Annotated in this window: 17 protein-coding genes; 8 read left to right on the top strand and 9 right to left on the bottom strand. The window is 69.2% G+C overall.

The features are described 5' to 3' along the window. The first annotated feature begins 19 nt into the window (after positions 1–19). Positions 20–1,276, top strand: coding sequence for a solute carrier family 23 protein (locus HCA44_RS01325; protein ID WP_169646900.1), 1,257 nt, complete (start codon positions 20–22; stop codon positions 1,274–1,276). A gap of 170 nt (positions 1,277–1,446) precedes the next feature. Beyond that, positions 1,447–2,589, top strand: a complete 1,143-nt coding sequence (locus tag HCA44_RS01320; protein WP_169646717.1) for an acyl-CoA dehydrogenase family protein — start codon at positions 1,447–1,449, stop codon at positions 2,587–2,589. Positions 2,590–2,686: 97 nt separating this feature from the next. Here the strand turns inward: HCA44_RS01320 and lexA are convergent, their stop codons facing one another. After that, entirely contained in the window at positions 2,687–3,427 is a 741-nt protein-coding gene (lexA, locus tag HCA44_RS01315) for a transcriptional repressor LexA (protein ID WP_240945219.1), read from the bottom strand. Between the two features lie 273 nt (positions 3,428–3,700). Between lexA and HCA44_RS01310 the strand changes: the two genes are divergently transcribed. Next, positions 3,701–4,042: a hypothetical protein gene (locus HCA44_RS01310; protein ID WP_169646716.1), complete on the top strand. Its 342-nt coding sequence runs from the start codon at positions 3,701–3,703 to the stop codon at positions 4,040–4,042. 250 nt (positions 4,043–4,292) lie between these two features. Continuing rightward, entirely contained in the window at positions 4,293–4,769 is a 477-nt protein-coding gene (gene nrdR / locus HCA44_RS01305; protein ID WP_169646715.1) for a transcriptional regulator NrdR, read from the top strand. 7 nt (positions 4,770–4,776) lie between these two features. On the opposite strand, the gene hrpA is transcribed toward nrdR, so the two are convergent. After that, positions 4,777–8,727: an ATP-dependent RNA helicase HrpA gene (gene hrpA, locus HCA44_RS01300; RefSeq protein ID WP_169646714.1), complete on the bottom strand. Its 3,951-nt coding sequence runs from the start codon at positions 8,725–8,727 to the stop codon at positions 4,777–4,779. 166 nt (positions 8,728–8,893) lie between these two features. Between hrpA and HCA44_RS01295 the strand changes: the two genes are divergently transcribed. Continuing rightward, positions 8,894–10,120, top strand: a complete 1,227-nt coding sequence (locus tag HCA44_RS01295) for an aminotransferase class III-fold pyridoxal phosphate-dependent enzyme (protein WP_169646713.1) — start codon at positions 8,894–8,896, stop codon at positions 10,118–10,120. Positions 10,121–10,155: 35 nt separating this feature from the next. On the opposite strand, the gene HCA44_RS01290 is transcribed toward HCA44_RS01295, so the two are convergent. Next, positions 10,156–10,851 (bottom strand): PhzF family phenazine biosynthesis protein, encoded by a 696-nt coding sequence (locus HCA44_RS01290; RefSeq protein ID WP_169646712.1) that lies wholly within the window; start codon positions 10,849–10,851, stop codon positions 10,156–10,158. 426 nt (positions 10,852–11,277) lie between these two features. On the opposite strand from HCA44_RS01290, the gene HCA44_RS01285 reads away from it, so the two are divergent. Beyond that, positions 11,278–11,898 (top strand): transglycosylase family protein, encoded by a 621-nt coding sequence (locus tag HCA44_RS01285; protein ID WP_169646711.1) that lies wholly within the window; start codon positions 11,278–11,280, stop codon positions 11,896–11,898. A 126-nt stretch (positions 11,899–12,024) separates the two neighbouring features. Here HCA44_RS01285 and HCA44_RS01280 read toward each other — a convergent pair whose 3' ends face one another. Then, complete coding sequence (locus HCA44_RS01280) at positions 12,025–12,564, bottom strand: carboxymuconolactone decarboxylase family protein (RefSeq protein ID WP_169646710.1); 540 nt, start codon at positions 12,562–12,564, stop codon at positions 12,025–12,027. A gap of 1 nt (position 12,565) precedes the next feature. Continuing rightward, positions 12,566–13,153 (bottom strand): peroxiredoxin, encoded by a 588-nt coding sequence (locus HCA44_RS01275; RefSeq protein ID WP_169646709.1) that lies wholly within the window; start codon positions 13,151–13,153, stop codon positions 12,566–12,568. Positions 13,154–13,334: 181 nt separating this feature from the next. Here HCA44_RS01275 and HCA44_RS01270 point away from each other — a divergent pair, with 181 nt between their 5' ends. After that, positions 13,335–14,252: a LysR substrate-binding domain-containing protein gene (locus HCA44_RS01270; RefSeq protein ID WP_169646708.1), complete on the top strand. Its 918-nt coding sequence runs from the start codon at positions 13,335–13,337 to the stop codon at positions 14,250–14,252. A gap of 6 nt (positions 14,253–14,258) precedes the next feature. On the opposite strand, the gene HCA44_RS01265 is transcribed toward HCA44_RS01270, so the two are convergent. After that, positions 14,259–15,065, bottom strand: coding sequence for a LysR substrate-binding domain-containing protein (locus HCA44_RS01265; protein ID WP_346764510.1), 807 nt, complete (start codon positions 15,063–15,065; stop codon positions 14,259–14,261). A 28-nt stretch (positions 15,066–15,093) separates the two neighbouring features. On the opposite strand from HCA44_RS01265, the gene HCA44_RS01260 reads away from it, so the two are divergent. Then, positions 15,094–15,468, top strand: a complete 375-nt coding sequence (locus HCA44_RS01260; RefSeq protein WP_169646707.1) for a DUF5997 family protein — start codon at positions 15,094–15,096, stop codon at positions 15,466–15,468. Positions 15,469–15,505: 37 nt separating this feature from the next. Here HCA44_RS01260 and HCA44_RS01255 read toward each other — a convergent pair whose 3' ends face one another. The 3 genes from HCA44_RS01255 to HCA44_RS01245 form a co-directional block, all read right to left on the bottom strand. Continuing rightward, positions 15,506–17,980, bottom strand: coding sequence for a DUF3516 domain-containing protein (locus tag HCA44_RS01255; RefSeq protein WP_346764535.1), 2,475 nt, complete (start codon positions 17,978–17,980; stop codon positions 15,506–15,508). Positions 17,981–18,072: 92 nt separating this feature from the next. Beyond that, complete coding sequence (locus tag HCA44_RS01250) at positions 18,073–19,110, bottom strand: alpha/beta hydrolase (RefSeq protein WP_169646705.1); 1,038 nt, start codon at positions 19,108–19,110, stop codon at positions 18,073–18,075. 105 nt (positions 19,111–19,215) lie between these two features. Then, positions 19,216–20,175 (bottom strand): PAC2 family protein, encoded by a 960-nt coding sequence (locus HCA44_RS01245; protein ID WP_169646704.1) that lies wholly within the window; start codon positions 20,173–20,175, stop codon positions 19,216–19,218. Positions 20,176–20,187: the final 12 nt, after the last annotated feature.

Here is a 20,187-nt window from a genome sequence, read left to right as displayed (position 1 = left end):
CCGGCCTCCGGCAACGCGGATGTTCGGTTGGACCCTGCACGGCGACGGCAAGCGCATCGCGCCCGGCGCTGTCGTCGCACCCGACGAACGGCTCAGCTGGCCCCGCACCATCGGTATCGGCATGCAGCACGTCATCGCGATGTTCGGTGCCACCCTCCTGGTTCCGACCATCACCGGCTTCCCGGTCACCACCACGCTGTTGTTCTCCGGCATCGGTACGGTGTTGTTCCTGCTGCTCACGCGCGGGCGGGTGCCCAGCTACCTGGGCTCGTCGTTCGCCTTCATCGCGCCGCTCACCGCCTCGGCGGGATCCGGTCCGGGAGCACAGCTCGGCGGCGTCGTGGCGGCAGGCGTGGTCCTGCTCGCCGTCGGTCTGATCGTCAAGGCGGCGGGCGGACGCGTCGTCGACGCCGTCATGCCGCCCGTCGTCACAGGCGCAGTCGTCGCGCTGATCGGCCTCAACCTCGCACCCACCGCGGCGTCGTCGTACGAGATGCAGCCGCTCGTCGCGACGGTCACGCTCGTCGTGATCCTCGTGGCCACCGTGCTCGGTCCCGGTCTGCTCGGCCGGCTCGGCATCCTGGTCGGTGTCGTGGTGGGCTGGATCTTCGCCGCTCTCACCGGGCAACTCGCGGACGAGCGCGTCGACGCGTTGAAGTCCGCCGCCTGGATCGGGCTACCCGACTTCCACGGGCCCACATTCGAGTGGTCGGTCGTGGCGCTCACGCTGCCGGTCGTCGTGGTGCTGATCGCCGAGAACGTCGGTCATGTGAAGGCGGTCTCGGCGATGACGGGCCGCGATCTCGACGACGTCGCGGGCAATGCGCTCATCGGCGACGGTCTCGCCACAACGCTGGCGGGTCTCGGTGGCGGTTCCGGTACCACCACCTACGCCGAGAACATCGGCGTCATGGCCGCGACGCGCGTGTACTCGACCGCCGCCTACTGGGTGGCCGCGGCGACGGCCGTCGTGCTCGCGTTCTCGCCGAAATTCGGTGCGCTCGTGTTCACCGTGCCGGACGGCGTCCTCGGCGGCGCGACTCTCGTCCTGTACGGCTTGATCGGCATTCTGGGCGTGCGTATCTGGACCGACGCGAAGGTCGACTTCACCGATCCTGTCAACCTCACGGTCGCTGCCGCCGCGCTCGTCGCGGGCATCGGGGACCTCACGCTCACGGTCGGCTCGGTCGAACTCGGTGGCATCGCGTGGGGCTCGGTGGGCATCCTCGTCGCGTACCCGCTGCTCCGGTATCTCACGCGCCTGCGCAGCGCATGAGGCACCGGTCACGAAACGTGATCGCCTGGGTCATTCACCACGTTCGAACCCCGCCATACGCTCGGTGACGGAACGGGCCGGTTCGGCAGGTGTACCCGAGTGTGCGCCCGAGCGCCGGTCCTCCCGCGCTGCCCGGCGCGGGATTCTGTCGCCTAGCTGAGGAGTGGAGCGTGGAGCGCACCCTGTTCGAACCCGAGCACGAACTGTTCCGGGAGTCCTACCGCAAGTTTCTCGACCAGCATGTCGCGCCGTATCACGCTCAGTGGGAAGAACAGAACATCGTCGACCGCAGTGTGTGGGTCGAGGCAGGCAAGCAGGGCTTCCTCGGTACGGCAGTGCCCGAGGAGTTCGGCGGCGGCGGGGTCGAGGACTTCCGGTACAACGCCGTCATCGCCGAGGAGACCACCCGCGGCGGGTTCAGCGGCATCGGCTTCACCCTGCACAACGACGTCGTTGCGCCGTACCTCGTCGGCCTCGCGAACGACGAGCAGAAGAAGCGGTGGCTGCCCGGTTTCTGTTCGGGCGAGCTCATCACCGCCATCGCGATGACCGAGCCCGGCACCGGCAGCGACCTGCAGGGCATCAAGACGCGCGCAGTCCGCGACGGCGACCACTGGGTCCTCAACGGCTCCAAGACGTTCATCACCAACGGCATCAACGCCGACCTCGTGGTCGTCGTCGCGCAGACCGACCCCGACAAGGGCGCTCAGGGTTTCAGCCTGCTGGTGGTCGAGCGCGGCATGGAAGGCTTCGAGCGGGGGCGCAATCTCGACAAGATCGGCATGAAGGCGCAGGACACCGCCGAGCTGAGCTTCACCGACGTCCGCGTCCCGGCCGAGAATCTCCTCGGCGAAGAGGGCATGGGCTTCATCTACCTGATGCAGAACCTGCCGCAGGAACGCCTGTCGATCGCGGTCGTCGCTGCCGCCGCGATGGAGTCGGCGCTGGACATGACGATCCAGTACTGCCGCGACCGCAAGGCGTTCGGCAAGCCGATCGGCAAGTTCCAGAACACGCGGTTCGTGCTCGCCGAACTCGCGACCGAGACCACGGCGGTGCGGGTGCTGATCGACCGGTTCATCGAGATGCTCAACGCCAAGACGCTCACGGTGCAGGAAGCCGCGATGGCCAAGTGGTGGAGCACCGAGAAGCAGGTCGAGTTGATCGATCGCTGCCTGCAGCTGCACGGCGGCTACGGCTACATGAAGGAATACCCGATTGCGAAGGCGTACCTGGATTCGCGCGTGCAGACGATCTACGGCGGCACCACCGAGATCATGAAGGAGATCATCGGGCGCGGCCTGAACCTCTGAACCCCAGCTGCACACGGATCGGCCCCGCGACTGTGCGTCGCGGGGCCGATCCGTGTGCACCGAGTGGGTCCGGGGCCGCGCCGGCCCCACGCCCCGGTCAGACCTTGCGCATGACAGTGACGACTTTGCCCAGGACCTGCGCGTCGTTGCCGGCGATGGGTTCGAACAGCGGGTTGTGCGGCATGAGCCAGACGTCCTTGCCGGTGCGCTTGAACGTCTTGACCGTGGCCTCGCCGTCGATCATGGCGGCGACGATGTCGCCGTTGTCGGCGACATTCTGCTGTCGCACGACCACCCAGTCGCCGTCGCAGATCGCGGCGTCGATCATCGACTCGCCGACCACCTTGAGCAGGAACAGCGAGCCCTGGCCGACGAGCTCGCGGGGCAGCGGGAAGACGTCCTCGATCGCTTCCTCCGCGAGGATGGGGCCGCCCGCCGCGATGCGGCCGACCACGGGGACCATGGCGGCCTCGCCTGCGGGCGTCGCATCGTGCAGTGCGGGGACCGCCGCCGGGGCGGACTGCGTCGAGGGGTCGTCGAGAAGCCGGATGTCGACCGCGCGTGGCCGATTCGGGTCGCGCCGCAGGAAACCCTTGCGCTCGAGTGTCCGCAGTTGGTGGGCGACCGAAGATGTGGACGTGAGCCCGACGGCGTCGCCGATCTCACGGATGCTCGGTGCGTAGCCGCGATCGGCCACCGACGCACGGATGACGTCGAGCACCTTGCGCTGACGCGCGGTGAGCGTGGGTGCGGCGGCCGGAGGGGGGGACGTGACGGCGCCGCCTGCGTCGCCGTCGATCGTGCCGGTCTTCTTCATGGTGCGACCTGCCTTCTTCATGGTGCGCCCTTCTCCTGGCCGCCTGCCGTGCCGTGCGGTTCCTGCCGAACCGTGCGGATGCGAACGGGCATGTGGCGGTGCTCGTGGGGGAGTTGTGACTCCTGTGTGCTGTTGACCACGAATCTATCGGGCTTTCCGCCGTGAATCAAACACCTGTTCGAGAATTTTTCCGAGAAGTGGTGACTTCGTCGCCGACGTCTGATAGAAATCGAACAGACGTACGACGAACACGCGTTCGACTCGCATCATTTCCCACTCGACCGGAGGATTCCGATGGGCGGCAAGCTTCTCGAGGGCGACACAGTCCGGCACGACGTCGCGGTGCGGCACAGTGCATTTCGGCACGAGCAGGTGGGGCGGATCGGCACCCGCAGGCGGGCAGGTGCGGGTACGCGACCGTCCGGCGCGGGCCGCGTGCGTTACCGCTCGGGGGTGCCCGTCTCTGCCGCGCCGCACGCGCGTCCGCACGCCGACATCGGGTGGCGTGGGTTCGCGCTCACCGTGGCAGGTACGGCCGCGGCGCTCGTCGGGCTGGTGCAACTCGGTGCACTCGCGGCCGACCCCGCCGCGCCCGCGGTGTCCGAGACCGGGCACTACGCGGTGTACGAGCCGTGATGCGCGGCCGAACGGAGCGCCACCGCCCGCCGAGACGGCTGCATGTCCTGGAGTCGCGCAACTCACCACGCGGGACGCGTACGGCCGCGGCAGGTACTCTCACACATTGTCAGTCTCACCACCTTGCGTGGTCGCGTCCTGACCGTGTACCCGTGGCGTGAATCAGGGCGAGCGCGAAGCAGTGCGCGCCGGTTCGCCTCCGAACGCATCGGACAGTCGTGGCCGCCGGGGCATCGACGAAGGATTGCGCATGCACTGCCCGTACTGCCGTCACCCCGACTCGCGTGTAGTCGATTCGCGGGAGATCGACGACGGGCAGGCCATCCGGCGTCGTCGGTCGTGCCAGGACTGCGGTCGCCGCTTCAGCACCGTCGAGACCGCCGTGCTGTCCGTGCTCAAGCGCAGCGGGGTCACCGAGCCCTTCAGCCGCGAGAAGGTCGTGCGCGGCGTTCGACGAGCGTGCCAGGGGCGGCAGGTCGACAGCGACGCACTCGATTTGCTTGCGCAACAGGTCGAGGAAACCGTGCGCGCGTCCGGATCGGCGGAGATCCCGAGCAACGAGGTCGGTCTCGCGATCCTCGGTCCGCTGCGCGACCTCGACGAGGTCGCATACCTGCGCTTCGCGTCGGTCTACAAGTCGTACGAGTCGGCAGAGGACTTCGAGCGCGACATCAAGGAATTGCGCGCGCACCGCGACGAGCGTGCCGACACCACCGAGGATTCGTAGCCCGCCGTCACAGCGCGGCGATCGCCGACTGGATCCGTTTCTCCGACACGGAGCCCGCCGTGCCGAGCGACTGGGCGAACAGGCTCACGCGGAGCTCTTCGATCATCCACAGCACTGCGTCCGCGGCGCGCGAGACCCGGCGTTGCTCGGGCAGCGATTCGAGTGCGTTCTCGTAGGCCGCGTAGATCCGGTCGAGTGCCTGCATCCCGGCGCGGTCGCGGCCCGCGGACCCGGGCAGCGCGTCCAGGCGCATCGCCGCGGCGGTCAGATACCGCGGGACGTGCCGCAGACGCGCGCCGCCGATGTCGGCGACGAATCCGGGAAACACGAGCGTCCCGCGTTGTTCGCGCACGTCGTCCGCTGCCTCCACGCTCGCCGAGTCCAGCCTCGCGGCCCGTTCGAGCGCAGTCTGTACTCGCAGGTCGGCCTCGAGCACCGGCAGCACGCTGCGCACGAGCGCGGCGACTCGGCGCGCGAACTCGCCGCGCACGGACGTCACGAAGGCGTCGAACTCGCCGGGCGACCGCAGCGAGCCGCGGTGGGCGGCGACGAGCTCGTCGGCGGCAGCGCGCCTGCAGTCGTCCACGAGCGCGTCGACGCTCCCGTCCGGATTGCCCGCGAGTGTGAGCCGCTGTGCGTTCGACAGGCCCGAGGTCACCGTCTTCGCCGGAACGGGCACCGCGGCGAGGAGCAGCTCGCGCAGGCCTGCCCGCGTTGCCGCGCGCTGCGCCGGCTCGGTGGCGAGCACACGCACCGCGACGCCCCCGGCCTCGGGGACCAGGGCCGGGTAGCCGGTGACGGCCTGGCCGCCCAACTCGCGGGTCACGGTGTCGGGCAGCGTGCCGAGCGTGTCCGCCGTCCAGGCCAGGGCGGCGGGCCGTTCGACATCGCCCGCGAGCCGGGTGACTTCTGCCTGCGCGCGGGGCGCGAGCGCGCGACGCAGGGCCGCGAGATCCTTGCCGCGGCCGAGTTCGGCGCCGTCGTCGACCACCACGAAGGTCATCCGCAGATGGGCAGGGAGCGCCGCGGCATCGAAGTCCTTGGGCACGATGCGCACACCGCCCAACCGGGACAGCTCCCGCGCCATCGCGGTCGCGAGCGGCTCGGATCGCGGCGTGACCGCGGCGAGGGCGGCGGTCGCGAAGTCCGGCGCGGGCACCACCGCGCGGCGGAGGTTCTTCGGCAGGGTCTTGACCAGAGCGACGACGAGTTCGTGCCGCATACCCGGCACGAGCCAGTCGAAGCCGACGTCGGCGACGCTCGACAACAACGCGACGGGGATACGCGCCGTCACGCCGTCGTCCTCGGTACCGGGTTCGAACTGGTATGTCAGCGGGAACTGCAGATCCCGCTGACGCCATGCGTCGGGGAAATCGGCAGCCGACACCGCGGCCGCGTCCGCGTTGACGACGTTCGCGGTCGTGAAGGTGAGCAGTTCCGGATCGCTGCGGCGCGCCTTCTTCCACCAGCTGTCGAAATGCCGCGCCGACACGACGTCCGCGGGAATCCGGGCGTCGTAGAACTCGAACAGGGTGTCGTCGTCGACCACGATGTCGCGTCGGCGCGCGCGGTGCTCGAGCTCTTCGACGTCGTCGAGTAGGGCGCGATTGTCGTGGAAGAAGCGGTGATGGGTGCGCCATTCGCCCTGGACCAGTGCGTGCCGGACGAACAGCTCGCGCGAGACCTCGGGATCGATGGCGCCGTAGGTGACGGGCCGCTTGGCGACGAGCGGGACGCCGTACAGGGTGACCCTCTCGTATGCCATCGCCGCGCCACGCTTCGACGACCAGTGCGGCTCGGAGTAGGTGCGTTTGACGAGGTGGCCGGCGAGCTTCTCGGCCCACTCGGGCTCGATGCGGCCGCAGTCGCGTGCCCACAGCCGCGAGGTCTCGACCAGTTCGGACGCCATGACCCAGCGTGGCGGCTTCTTCGCGAGCCCCGACCCCGGGAAGACCGCGAACTTGCTGCCGCGCGCGCCGAGGAACTCGCGGCTCTCGCCTTCGCGTACACCGATGTGCGACAACAGCCCCGACAGGATCGCCTGGTGGACGGACGACTCGGCGGCGGGTGTGTCCGACGTCGACCAGCCTAGACCGCGCGTGATCTGGCGGAGCTGTCCGTGCAGATCCTGCCACTCGCGGATGCGCAGGTAGTGGAGGAATTCCGTGCGGCACATCTTGCGGAACTGGCTCGACGACAGTGCGGTGCGCTGCTCGCGCAGGTAGTTCCACAGCGCGAGATAGCTGAGGAAATCGGAGTTCTCGGTGGCGAAGCGCGCGTGCTGCTCGTCGGCGGCCTGCTGGTGTTCGGCGGGCCGTTCGCGGACGTCCTGGATCGACAGTGCGGCGACGATGACGAGGACCTCGGCGAGTGCTCCCGCGCGGTGCGCTTCGACGAGCATGCGCGCCATGCGCGGATCGGCAGGGATGCGCGCGAGCTCGCGCCCGGTCCCGGTGAGTCGGGGATGCCCTGCGCGTGAACCGGTCTCGATCGCGCCCAGTTCCTCGAGCAGCGCGATACCGTCGCGCACCGCCCGTTCGTCGGGCCTTTCGACGAATGGGAAGGCCGCCATGTCGCCGAGATCGAGCGCCGCCATCTGCAGGATGACGGATGCGAGATTCGTGCGCAGGATCTCCGGCTCGGTGAACACCGGCCGCGAGAGAAAGTCCTCTTCCGAGTACAGCCGGATGCAGATGCCGTCCGCGACGCGCCCGCACCGGCCGGTGCGCTGGCGTGCCGAAGCCTGCGAGATCGGTTCGATCGGCAGCCGCTGCACCTTGGTTCGCACCGAGTAGCGCGAGATACGCGCCGTGCCGGGGTCGACGACATAGCGGATTCCCGGAACTGTGAGGGATGTCTCGGCAACGTTGGTGGACAACACGATTCGCCGGCCGGAGTGCGGCGTGAACACGCGGTGCTGTTCGGCGGCGGACAGCCGTGCGTACAGGGGGAGCACCTCGGTGTTCCGGAGTCTGCGGTCGCGCAGGGCGTCCGCGGTGTCCCGGATCTCGCGTTCGCCGGACAGGAAGACCAGCACGTCGCCGTCGCCCTCGGCGAGCAGTTCCTCGCACGCGTCGCACACTGCGTCCACCGGGTCGCGGTCGATCGTGACGGCGCCGTCCTCGCGTTCGACGTGTTCGGTGAGGGGCCGGTAGCGCACCTCGACAGGGAAGGTGCGGCCCGACACCTCGACGACCGGCGCGGGAGTCTCGCCCGCCGCGAAGTGCTGCGCGAACCGTTCGGGGTCGATCGTCGCCGACGTGATGATCACCTTGAGGTCGGGCCGACGGGGGAGCAGCTCCTTGAGGTAGCCGAGGATGAAATCGATGTTGAGGCTGCGCTCGTGCGCCTCGTCGATGATCAGCGTGTCGTAGCGCCGCAGCAGCCGGTCGCGCTGGATCTCGGCGAGCAGGATGCCGTCGGTCATCAACCGGACGAGCGTGTCGTCCGACACCTGGTCGGTGAAGCGCACCGTGTAGCCGACGACGTCGCCGAGTTCCGTGCCCAGTTCCTCGGCGATCCGGTCGGCGACCGTGCGGGCTGCGAGGCGCCGCGGCTGCGTGTGCCCGATCAGTCCGCGTACGCCGCGACCGAGTTCGAGGCAGATCTTGGGTATCTGCGTCGTCTTGCCCGAACCGGTCTCGCCCGCGATCACGACGACCTGGTTCGCCTCGATCGCGGCCGCGATGTCGTCGGCGCGGGCGCTGACCGGCAACATCGCGGGGTAGGTGACGGTGGGCACCTTCGCCCGTCGCGCGGCGAGCGTGCGACGCGCGGAGTCGATGTCGGCCGCGACACGGGAGAGTGCCTGGGGGCCGCGCGCGCGGTCCAGCTTACGGCGCAGCCGCTGTTCGTCGCGCAGGCTCACGCCGTCGAGCAACTGCTTCAGGTCTCGTCGCGACGGCAGCGGCTCGGGCGGGGCAGGGGACCCGGAGGCTCCGGAAGATGTGGTGGACATGCTGCCACCCAGCGTAGCGGTGCCGGTGCGTCGGCCGAGCCGGGCCCGCCCGATGCACGCGGCGAGCACACGCGACGATGGACTACCCTCTACCTGGGGGTTTTGCTTTCCCGGCGGTTCTCGATCGTGCGGGATTCCCAGTGTTCGGTTTCAGGAAGGGAAGACGATGGCGTCGGCGTTGTGGCACGGGTTCGCAGACATGGGTTCGGTCGAGGCGAACGGCCCGTTCGAAGTGGCGCGCGGAGAGGGTGCGCACATCTGGGACTCCGCGGGCAACCGGTATCTCGACGCGACCGGCGGCCTGTGGTTCGCGAACGTCGGCCACGGTCGCACCGAGATCGCCGACGCCGTCGCGAAGCAGCTCGGCACGCTCGCGCACTACTCGAACTTCGGCGACTTCGCGCCCGAGGTCACGGTGCGTCTCGCCGAACGTCTCGCGGACATCGCGCCCGTGGCCGGCAGCAAGGTGTTCTTCACGTCGGGTGGCTCCGACTCGGTCGACACGGCCGCGAAGCTCGCGCGCCGTTACTGGCACGCCGTCGGTGCCCCGTCGAAGAAGATCGTGGTCGGCCGCGAGAAGGCGTACCACGGCATGCACGTCGCGGGCACCGCACTCGCGGGCATCCCGGTCAACCGCGAGGGCTACGGCGAGCTCATGTCCGACGCGGCCACCGTCGCGTGGGACGACGCGAAGGACCTCACGCGTCTGATCGAGAGCATCGGCGCCGAGAACATCGCCGCGTTCTTCTGCGAGCCGATCATCGGCGCGGGCGGCATCTACCTTCCGCCGGACGGATACCTCGCCGAGGTCCGCGAGATCTGCCGCGACAACGACATCCTGTTCGTCGTCGACGAGGTCGTCACGGGCTTCGGCCGCATCGGCGGCGAGTGGTTCGCGTCCTCGCGCTTCGACCTCGCGCCCGACCTCATGACGACTGCCAAGGGCCTCACGTCGGGCTACGTCCCGATGGGCGCAGTGTTCGTGGCACCCCGCGTCGCCGAACCCTTCTTCGCAGGCGGCACGTGGTTCCGTCACGGGTACACCTACGGCGGGCACGCGGGCGCCGCGGCGGCCGCGATGGCCAACCTCGACATCCTCGAACGCGAGAACCTGCTCGCCGAGTCGAAGCGGCTCGAGGCATCGCTCGACCGGTGGCTCTCGCCGCTCGCGGACCACCCCCGCGTGGCGGAGGTCCGCAGCGGGCTCGGTGCCGTCGCCGCAGTGCAACTCGCCGACCCGACCGAGGCGCTGCCGTTCGTCGGCGAACTGCGGGCGCACGGCGTCTCGGGCCGCGCGGCGGGCCAGGGCGCGATGCAGATCTCACCGTCCTTCGTCATGACCGACGAGCAGGTGCAGGAGCTGGCCGAGCGCATCGCGGCCGCACTGGGCTGACCGCACCGCGGGCAGCCGGTGCGCGACCGCGTCGGTCAGAGGGTGCGGGACGCGTCGGCGACGACGCGCCCGCCCACTTCCGTCCATCCTGCTGTGTCGAACACGGTGTGTACCACCGATCCCCGTCCCTGCCGTACCAGCAGTGCGTGCCGCAGGTGCCGGGTGAGCCTTGCGGCCGCGGCGCCCGTCGGAGACGGCTCGCGGCCTGCGCCGTCGAACGTGCGAGCCCGGACGCGCGACTCGGTTTCGTCGATCCACGCCCACACACAGTTGTGGCCCGCGGTGTAGTCGTCCGGGCGCGCGGCGTCGACGGCCTTTGTGCCTGTCAGTTCGTAGAAGCCGTACTCGGGCGTCCAGTCGGCCCGGATCCGCGCCCACAGCAGCCCGGGCTCGAGCCGGACCGACACGGATCCCGCTGCCGTGTCGATCGTGACGGGCCCGGGCTCGACGGCGCCGTGCGCGTCGAGCCACCATGCTGCACCGATCACCGGGTGGACGGCGAACTCGCCCGCTCGCTCGTCCGCCGCCGCGTGCACGACTACACGCCCGCCGCCGACGAAAGCGGTGAAATCGGTGCCGGTGCGCCGCGCGAGCGCGCGCAACGGCGCTTCGGCGTCCGCATCGGCGCCCGGGGGCGCGACGACGTCGCGCTGCACGATCGCCAGCGGCGTGCCGTGGCGCCCGTCCTCGTCGGCGAACACACGCACCATGTCCACTTGCACGGCGGCCATGCCAGCGACTCTAGAACACCGCCGCACCGCGCTTGCCGACATGGTGAACGTCGTCGGTTCCAGGCCGGAGCGGTTCGGTCGGTGCGCCGCGCCACTCGGTGCGTGTGGGTGTTCTCATAGGGCAGGGGTGTAACGCGGCCGTTATTCAACCGTTACACCCATCGCCATCTGCGAAGACGGCTAAGCCCAGGCCACGCGGCTGTACGGCCGTACCGGAAAATTGGTACGTGACCTGTTCGTGATCAAAGGCTACGGTCGGATCCAGCCCGAAACAGCCGGGCGACCACCGGTCCCGACCGTCACGTCCCGCTCCGCGGCCCGGTGGATTCCAGATCGCCGAGGAGCGGGAGTGCCGGCCGCTGGCGGCCCGCGTGCGACCCACGCGGACGCCCGGCGGCACGGGCGGGAACGAGAGGATTCACCGGAATGAGCATTTCCATCAAGCGCGCACTCGGCACGGCCGCAGCGGCGGGCGCCGTCGTGGCCGTCCCCTTCGCCCTCGGTACCGGCACCGCGTCCGCTCAGGGGCACGACTGGTCCGGCGTCGCCCAGTGCGAGAGCGGCGGAAACTGGAGCACGAGCACCGGCAACGGCTACTACGGCGGCTTGCAGTTCTCGCAGAGCACGTGGGAGGCCAACGGCGGATCGGGCTCGGCGGCGAATGCGAGCCAGGAAGAGCAGATCCGCGTCGCCGAGAACGTCCTGCAGACGCAGGGGCCGGGCGCGTGGCCGGTGTGTGGCCAGTACCTCACCGGCGGCAGCACGCCGAGCACGGGCTACACCGAGCAGGCTTCGGCGCAGGCCCAGTCCTACGACGACGGCTCCTACGACAGCGGCTCGTCCGAGGCCCCGGCCCCGGTGGCCGACGTGGCACAGGATGTCACCGCCGCGGCGCAGAACTTCACGGGCGCGGCAGGCAACTACGTGATCCAGTTGGGCGACACCCTCTCGGGTATCGCCGAGGCGCACGGCGTCGATCTCACCGATCTCGCCACCCAGGTCTCGAACCCCGACCTCATCTTCGCGGGCGACACGCTGCACGTGTGATCCCACGAGAAAGGCCCCCGACCGGAATCCGGTCGGGGGCCTTTCTCGTTCGGCGATCGATCCGCACGTGTCGGACCGGGCCTCGATCAGACCTGACGTGCCTCGATCAGACCTGACGTGCCTCGATCAGACCTGGGCGCCGGCGAGCGCCTCGGTCGCGACGACGGCCTGCGCGACACCCTGCAGTGTGGCGGCGACCTTGACGGCCTCCCATACCTGCTCCTTGGTGAGGCCTTCCTTGCGGACGACCGCGTCGTGCGCTGCGGTGCAGTCGTGGCAGCCGTTGATCGTGGACACTGCGAGGCTCCACAACTCGAAGTCGGCCTTCTCGACGCCGGGGTTGCCGATGATGTTCATGCGCAGGCCCATTCGGACCTGCGTGAAGTCGTCACCGAGGAAGCTCTTCGCGCGGTACGCGACGTTGTTCATACCCATGATCGACGCCGCACCGAGAGCCGCGTCGTAGGCCTCCGCGGACAGAGTGTCGGCTGCTTCCTCCGACACCTCGCGCAGCACGGTCGCCGACTTGGTGGCGGCCGCCGCCGCGAGGAATGTGCCCCACAGCTGCTGCTCGTTGAGCTCGGTCGAGCGCGCGAGCGAGCTCAGGTTGAGCTTGAGGTCCTTGGCGTACTCGGGAAGCGAGTTCTTGAGGTTCTCGATCGACATGTCAGACGCTTTCCTTGAGGAGGTCGCCCGCGTTGAGCGTCGGGTCACCCTTCTTCCAGTTGCATGCGCACAGCTCGTCCGACTGCAACGCGTCGAGGACACGAAGGACCTCGTCGACATTGCGGCCCACGGAGCCCGCGGTGACCGAGACGAACTGGATCTCGTTGTTGGGGTCGACGATGAACGTCGCGCGATCGGCGACGCCGTCTGCGTTGAGGACGCCGGCGGCGCTGACGAGCTCACGCTTGAGGTCGGACAGCATCGGGAAGGGGAGGGTCTTGAGGTCCTCGTGCTGTGCGCGCCACTGGAAGTGCACGAACTCGTTGTCGACCGAGGCGCCGAGCACCTGGGCGTCGCGGTCGGCGAACTCGTCGTTCAGCTTGCCGAAGGCGGCGATCTCGGTCGGGCACACGAAGGTGAAGTCCTTGGGCCAGAAGAAGATGATGCGCCACTTGCCGGCGTAGTCGTCGCTCGTGACCTGCGTGAAGTAGTCGTCGGGCTGCTGGGCGTCGACCTTCGACAGGTCGCCGCCGATCACGGCGGTCAGGTTGTACGTGGGGAACTGATCGCCGATGGTGAGCAGAGCCATGTGGTGTGTCTCCTCCTGAATTGAGCAGTTCCGACCCGGGTGCCGGGATCAGCGCACGGGGCGGTCGGACCGGAAAAATGCGCGGTTTCCGGGATTCGAAGACCGCGCTTTTCTGGTGTGAGTCCATTCTGCATGAACCCATTGGAAAGTAAAGCCGATGAATCTCACTACACTCATAGGTGTGTCCGACCAGACTTATCAGCCGACGCTCTCACAGCTGCGTGCTTTCGTCGCCGTCGCCGAATGCCGGCATTTCGGTAGCGCCGCAGCGTGTTTGAATGTGAGGCAACCCACACTGTCGCAGGCGCTCGCCTCGCTCGAATCCGGCCTCGGAGTGCGCCTCATCGAACGGTCGACGCGACGCGTGCTCGTCACACCCGCCGGCGAGCAGCTGCTCGGACAGGCCAAGTCGATCCTCGATGCGGCCGACGGATTCCTCGCGAGCGCCGCGGGCGTGGGGGACACGCTCGCGGGCCCGCTGCGTCTCGGCATCATCCCGACCGTCGCACCGTACGTGCTTCCGTCCTTCCTGCCCGCTCTGCACACTCACCTGCCCGCGCTCGTGCTGCACGTCGTCGAGGATCAGACGGCGCGTCTGCTCGACTCTCTCCGGACCGGCTCGCTCGACGTCGCGGTGCTCGCATTGCCGTCGGACGCCGCCGGAACGCGTGAGATACCGCTTTACACGGAGGAGTTCGTGATCGCCGCGCCGCCGGGGCACGAGATCGCCGGGCGCGTCGACGTCGACGTCGCGGCGCTCGACGGGATGCCGCTGCTGTTGCTCGACGACGGGCACTGTCTGCGGGACCAGACGCTCGACCTGTGCCGGTCGGTGGACGCGCGTCCGCTGCCGGGCGACACCCGCGCCACCTCGCTGTCGACCGTGGTGCAGTGTGTCGCAGGTGGTCTCGGCGTCACCCTCGTGCCCGAGACGGCGCTGCCGGTCGAGACCGCACGCGCGAACCTCGAGACGTCGCGTTTCGCCGATCCCGCACCGGGCCGGACGATCGGTCTCGTATTCCGCTCGACGAGCGCACATGTCGAACGGTACGAGGCGCTCGCCTCGCTGCTCGCCGACGCCGCCCCCACGCGCGGCTGAGTCGCGTCAGCGGCGCCGCCGCGGCCCGCCGCGCTTGCCCCGGCCGGCCGACGAGCGGGTGCCGCCGGCCGCGCGCCGGGTGCCCGATGCGCGCTTCGCGGTCGTTCCCCCGGTGGACGTGCCCGGGGTGGACTTGCCTGCAGCCGAGTTGCCGCCGGATGCCTTGCCGGATGCCGACCTACCGGAGGTGTTCGAGGGCTGGGTGCGGCCCCGCGACGAGTTCGCGGTGCGCCCGCGCACGATCCCGACGAAGTCCTCGGTGCGGTCGTCTGCCCGGTCCTCGCGCCACACCAGCACGACGCGCGAGGTGGGTGCGTCCTCGACCGGACGATGGACGACGTCCCGCCGATGGTGCAGGCGCGCCAACGACTTCGGGACCACCACGACGCCGACTCCGGCCGCGACGAGTTCGATCGCGTCGGAAGTCGTCGACGGCGTGTGCTGCGCGGGCGTGCCCGGCGGAGTCGGCCACGTGAGCGTGTCGTCCGCCGGGGTGAGGACCACCTCGTCCTCGAGGTCGGCGACCGTGACGGCGTCGACCGCCGACACGGCATGATCCTTCGGCACGACCACCACCGTGGTCTCCTCGTACAACGGGACGACGGCGAGCCCGTCGCGCTCGACCGGCTGCCGCAGCAGGCCGATGTCGACGGCGCCCTCGCGCACGGCCGCCTCGCCGGCGCCGACTGCGATCGGCTCCGCGTCGAGCGGGAGGTGGGGAAAGCGTTCGCCCCAGATGCGGATCCATTTCGCAGGCATGACGCCCGGTACGAAACCGAGCCGGAAGGGCGCCGCGGGCGGCTCGTCGTTCACGGCACCAGGCTACCGCTACGCTGGCGGTATGAGCGCGCGTAAGCCCCAGACGATGAAGCCGAGCACTGCCGCCAAGAAGCTCGGCGTCTATCTGCCGGCCACGCCCACCGAGTTCCAGGAGGGCACCGTCACGCGCGACGAACTCGCGCAGTTGCAGTCCGCGCCGCCGCAGTGGCTCGTCGACCTGCGGCGCGACGGCCCGCATCCCCGACCCGTCGTGGCCGCCAAGCTGGGGGTCTCGATCGCCGGGCTCGCGCGCGGTGGAGTCACCGAGGCGCTCACCACCGGCGAGATCGATCAGCTGATGGCCGATCGGCCGGAGTGGCTCCAGCGCGAACGCGCAACCCAGGCCGAGGTGCGCCGCGAGAAGGCGCGGCTGCGCGAGCGCGCCAAGGGCGAGTGAGCTTGGATGTCGCCGGGCTTCGGCGACCTCGAACTCCCTAGCCTTCGGCGACCTCGAATTCTTCGAACACGACTTCGCCGGCGGCGTCGGACTCGGCGAGATCGACCTCGCCGAGCAGCGCCCACCCGTGGTCACCTGCCGGGTCGTCGAGCACCTGTCGCACGCGCCAGACGCCCGGTTCCACGGTGACTTGGAAGAGCAGTGGTCCGCGCGCGTCCGGCCCCGTGCGGATCTCGTCGTACTCGTCGAAGTACAGCTCGAGCAGGTGCGCCCAGTCGTCGGCGTCGAGGCCGTCACCGAGCGTCGCGAGCTCGTCCCAGCGTTTGCGTGACGCGAGCTCGACCCGGCGGAACATCGCGTTGCGCACCATCACCTTGAACGCACGGGTGTTCGCGGAGATCGGACGCGGCACGTCGCCGCCGAACGCAGCCTGCTGGTCGTCGGGCTCGGCGGCGGGGTCGGTGAGCTGCTCCCACTCGTCGAGCAGGCTCGAATCGACCTGCCGCACGAGTTCGCCGAGCCATTCGGTGAGGTCGTCGACCTCTTCGGTGCGTGCCTCGGTGGGCACGGTCTGCCGAAGTGCGCGGTAGGCGTCCGCGAGATAGCGCAGTACGAGGCCTTCCGACCGCGCGAGCCCGTAGTGGCTGACGAGCTCGGCGAAGGTCATCGCGCGCTCGACCATGTCCCGCACGACCGACTTGGGTGACAGCGCGAACTCAGAGATCCACGGGTGCGCACCACGGTACGTCTCGAATGCGGGCAACAGCAGCTCGGCGAGCGGCTTGGGCCAGGTGATCTCCTCGAGCAGTTCCATGCGCTCGTCGTACTCGATGCCGTCGGCCTTCATCTCGGCGACGGCTTCGCCACGCGCGGCGTGCTGCTGGGCCATGAGGATCTGGCGAGGGTCGTCGAGGGTCGACTCGATGATCGAGACGACATCGAGTGCGTACGTGTGCGATTCGGGATCGAGCAATTCGAAGGCGGCGAGGGCGAACGGGGACAGCGGCTGATTGAGGGCGAAGTCACGCTGCAGGTCCATCGTGAGTCGTGCCCACCGGCCGTCGGCGTCGGGCACGTCGAGTCGCTCGACGACGCCGGCGTCGAGCAGGCCGCGGTACAGCGACACCGCTTTGAGGATGTGCCTGCGCTGCGCGGGGCGGGTCTCGTGGTTGTCCTCGAGCAGGTGGCGCATCGCGTCGAAACAGTTTCCGCGCCGGGCGATCACGTTGAGCAGCATCGAATTGCTCACCGAGAAACGCGACGTGAGTGGCTCGGGTGGCGCGGCGACGAGCCGTTCGAAGGTCGCCTCGCCCCACGACACGAAGCCCTCGGGTGCCTTCTTGCGCTGGACCTTTCGGCGCTTCTTGGGATCGTCGCCCGCTTTCGCGAGTGCCTTGATGTTCTCGATCTCGTGCTCAGGGGCCTGCACCACGACGGTGCCCATCGTGTCGAAACCCGCGCGGCCCGCGCGACCCGCGATCTGGTGGAACTCCCGAGCACGCAGGTGCCGCGTGCGGATGCCGTCGTACTTGGTGAGTCCGGTGAGCAGCACGGTGCGGATCGGCACGTTGATGCCGACTCCGAGCGTGTCGGTGCCGCAGATGACCTTGAGCAGTCCGTCCTGCGCGAGTCGTTCGACCAGACGCCGGTACTTCGGGAGCATGCCTGCGTGGTGCACGCCGATGCCGTGCCGCACGAGCCGCGAGAGGGTCTTGCCGAATCCGGTGGTGAATCGGAAACCGCCGATCGCGTCGGCGATCGCGTCCTTCTCGGCGCGTGAGGCGACATTGACGCTCGTGAGTGCTTGCGCTCGTTCGAGGGCCGCGGCCTGTGTGAAGTGCACGACATACACCGGCGCCTGATGGGTGGTGACGAGTTCTTCGATCGTCTCGCCGACCGGCGTGGTGGCGTACGAGTAGGTGAGCGGCACCGGACGCTCGGTGCCCTCGACGACGGCGGTCTCGCGGCCGGTACGTCGGGTGAGATCGCGTGCGAAGAAGCTGACGTCGCCGAGCGTCGCGGACATCAACAGGAACTGGGTGTGCGGCAGTTCGACGAGGGGGACCTGCCACGCCCACCCGCGATCCGGCTCGGCGTAGTAGTGGAACTCGTCCATCACGACCTGTCCGATGTCGGAGTCCGGGCCTTCGCGCAGCGCAAGATTGGCGACGATCTCGGCGGTCGCGCACACGATCGGCGCACCGGAGTTGACCGACGCGTCGCCGGTCATCATGCCGACGTTCTCGGCACCGAAGACCTCGCACAGGGCGAAGAACTTCTCGCTCACGAGCGCCTTGATCGGTGCCGTGTAGAACGACCGGGTACCCGCGGCGAGCGCGCGGAAGTGCGCGGCGACGGCGACCATCGACTTTCCCGAACCGGTGGGCGTCGCGAGGATCACGTTCGAGCCGGCGGCGAGCTCCATCGTCGCCTCCTCCTGCGCCGGGTACAGCTCGAGGCCGCGATCGCCGGTCCACGTGGTGAACGCGTCGAACACGGCATCGGCGTCCACCCCGTCGCCTGAGTTCGAGCGGGCGGGGGAGCGTGGGGGTACGAGATCGGCGAGGAGCACGCGTCCAGGCTAGTCGGGTTGACTGTCGCCGCTCACGTGGCGCTGCGCTCGTCCGACCCGATCGCGTCGAGTACCGCCGTGCGTGTCTCGGCGTTCCCCGTGATGTCGTGCTCGCTGACACCCGAGCAGAGTTTGTCGCGCCATCGTCCGTCGTCGAATTCGAGCGGACTCGTGGTCGCGACGAAATCCTCGAGCACGTTCAGGAACCGCAGCGGGTCGTCGTGGAAGGGGAAGTGCCCGGCTCCGTCGAACACGTCGAGCCGCGAGTGCGGCATCGCCGAATGCGCGAGCTCGGCGTGCGACACGGGGATGACCGAATCGTCGTGGCCCCACACGAGTTGTACGGGCAGATCCTCGGTGAGATAACACCGGTCGAGCATCGTGACGACCTGGCCGCGCCAGTCGACCACCGCGCGCAGTGTGCGCAGGTACGCCTCGTACGCGGTGGGATCGGGTAGCGCTCGCAACACCCGGACGAGATCGTCGGCGTCGTGCAGATGACGGCCCGGCCGCAACGGCGAACGGTGCAGCGCGGAGGCGACCGTGCCGAGAGCGTGTACGACGGTCATCGCACCGGGCAGCCGGAGGGCGCGTGCCGCCTCGCTGAGCACGGGGATCGACGCGAGCCGCAGCAGCGGATGCACGTCGCGCGTGACGCCGCCCGACGACACGAGGACGAGCCGATCGACCATGTGCGGAAACTGGTAGGCGAACTGCATCGCGACGCCGCCGCCGAGCGAATGCCCGACGACCGTCACCTTCGCGATGTCGAGCGTCGTGAGCAGATCCCGCATCCCGTTCGCGTACGCGGCCACCGAGTAGTCGGCGCGCGGCTTGTCCGATTGCCCGTGGCCGAGCAGGTCGGGGGCGAGGACGGTGTGCGTGCGTGCGAGATGCGGGATGATCTCCGCCCACGTCGACGAGTTGTCGCCGATGCCGTGCAGCAGCAGGATCGCGGGCCCCTCGCCGGCGATGCGGTACGCACGCCGGTAACCGTGGATCGTGCGGTACTCGAGGTGCGGCCGATGATCCGGGACCGGCCGCAGTGATCGGGCGCGGGTGTTGCTCATGATGCCTCCTGCACCACCCGGTAACCGGAGGGTGCCGATGTGTCCTGCGTACGCGCGAGGTTATGGCACCTGGTGCGGACGGACAACCGGAGGGCCGGGGTCGACCTAGCCGAACGGGCCCTTTCCGTCGTCGCGGCCGCTCTCGTCGCCGAAACCACCCTGCTCGGCGAGGAAGCGCTCGAACTCGGCGCCCAATTCGTCGCCGCTCGGCAGTTCTTCTTCGTTCGCGAGCAGATTCGATCGGCGTTCCTGCGCCGTGACGAATGCGTCGTACTGACGCTCGAGTGCGTGGACGACCGACTGCACCTCGTCACTGCCCGCGATGTGCTCGTCGATCTGTTCGCGCACACGCGCCGCCGCCTCGCCGAGCGCGGCGAGCGGGAAGGCCAGGCCGGTGACGTCGCCGACGTTCTCGAGGAGAGTTTCGGCGGCACTCGGGTAATCGGTTTGCGCGAGGTAGTGCGGCACGTGCACCGAGAAGCCGACCGACTCGTAGCCGTGCTGCGACATGCGCAGCTCGAGCAGCGACGACGCGCTGCCCGGCACCTGCAGTTCTCCCGACCACTTGTGGTAGCCCTCGATCAACTCCTTGTTGTTCGAGTGCGCCGTCACGCTGATCGGCCGAGTGTGCGGGCTCGCCATCGGAATCGCGTTGATACCCACCACCTGACGCACACCGAGCTGATCGGCGAGCAGTCGCAGCGCGGTGGTGAACCGTTCCCAGCGCAGGTCGGGCTCCATGCCCGCGAGCAGCAGGAAGGGCGTGCCCTCGGCGTCGCGCACTGCGTACAGGTTGAGCTCCGGCGCCTCGTAGTCGGAGAAGTGATCGGTGCGGAAGGTCATCGTCGGCCGCCGCGAGCGGTAGTCGATCAGTTCGTCGACCGCGAACGACGCCACGAGCTCCGTCTCGAGCGCGTCGCGCAGGTGTTCCGTCGCGAGCCGAACGGCATGTCCCGCGTCGCTGAAGCCTTCGAGCCCGTGTACGAGGACCGGGCCGCGGCCGTCGTCCGACGCCAGTTGGGGAGCGGGGAACTCCAGCTCGTACATCCTCGACTGCTCTTCCATCGAACGACCCTT

This window comes from Rhodococcus sp. HNM0569 (assembly GCF_012726205.1).
Lineage (GTDB): Bacteria > Actinomycetota > Actinomycetes > Mycobacteriales > Mycobacteriaceae > Rhodococcus_F.
Note: the sequence above shows the minus strand (reverse complement) of the source record. Positions and strands in the feature narration are given on the sequence as shown.

What these genes read in the sequence shown, in the direction of transcription:
- HCA44_RS01325 (WP_169646900.1), top strand. Translation starts at nt 20, where the DNA reads ATGTTCGGTTGGACCCTGCACGGCGACGGCAAGCGCATCGCGCCCGGC.
- lexA (WP_240945219.1), bottom strand. Translation starts at nt 3,427, where the DNA reads ATGAAGAAGGCAGGTCGCACCATGAAGAAGACCGGCACGATCGACGGC.
- HCA44_RS01310 (WP_169646716.1), top strand. Translation starts at nt 3,701, where the DNA reads ATGGGCGGCAAGCTTCTCGAGGGCGACACAGTCCGGCACGACGTCGCG.
- nrdR (WP_169646715.1), top strand. Translation starts at nt 4,293, where the DNA reads ATGCACTGCCCGTACTGCCGTCACCCCGACTCGCGTGTAGTCGATTCG.
- hrpA (WP_169646714.1), bottom strand. Translation starts at nt 8,727, where the DNA reads ATGTCCACCACATCTTCCGGAGCCTCCGGGTCCCCTGCCCCGCCCGAG.
- HCA44_RS01295 (WP_169646713.1), top strand. Translation starts at nt 8,894, where the DNA reads ATGGCGTCGGCGTTGTGGCACGGGTTCGCAGACATGGGTTCGGTCGAG.
- HCA44_RS01290 (WP_169646712.1), bottom strand. Translation starts at nt 10,851, where the DNA reads ATGGCCGCCGTGCAAGTGGACATGGTGCGTGTGTTCGCCGACGAGGAC.
- HCA44_RS01285 (WP_169646711.1), top strand. Translation starts at nt 11,278, where the DNA reads ATGAGCATTTCCATCAAGCGCGCACTCGGCACGGCCGCAGCGGCGGGC.
- HCA44_RS01280 (WP_169646710.1), bottom strand. Translation starts at nt 12,564, where the DNA reads ATGTCGATCGAGAACCTCAAGAACTCGCTTCCCGAGTACGCCAAGGAC.
- HCA44_RS01275 (WP_169646709.1), bottom strand. Translation starts at nt 13,153, where the DNA reads ATGGCTCTGCTCACCATCGGCGATCAGTTCCCCACGTACAACCTGACC.
- HCA44_RS01260 (WP_169646707.1), top strand. Translation starts at nt 15,094, where the DNA reads ATGAGCGCGCGTAAGCCCCAGACGATGAAGCCGAGCACTGCCGCCAAG.
- HCA44_RS01250 (WP_169646705.1), bottom strand. Translation starts at nt 19,110, where the DNA reads ATGAGCAACACCCGCGCCCGATCACTGCGGCCGGTCCCGGATCATCGG.
- HCA44_RS01245 (WP_169646704.1), bottom strand. Translation starts at nt 20,175, where the DNA reads ATGGAAGAGCAGTCGAGGATGTACGAGCTGGAGTTCCCCGCTCCCCAA.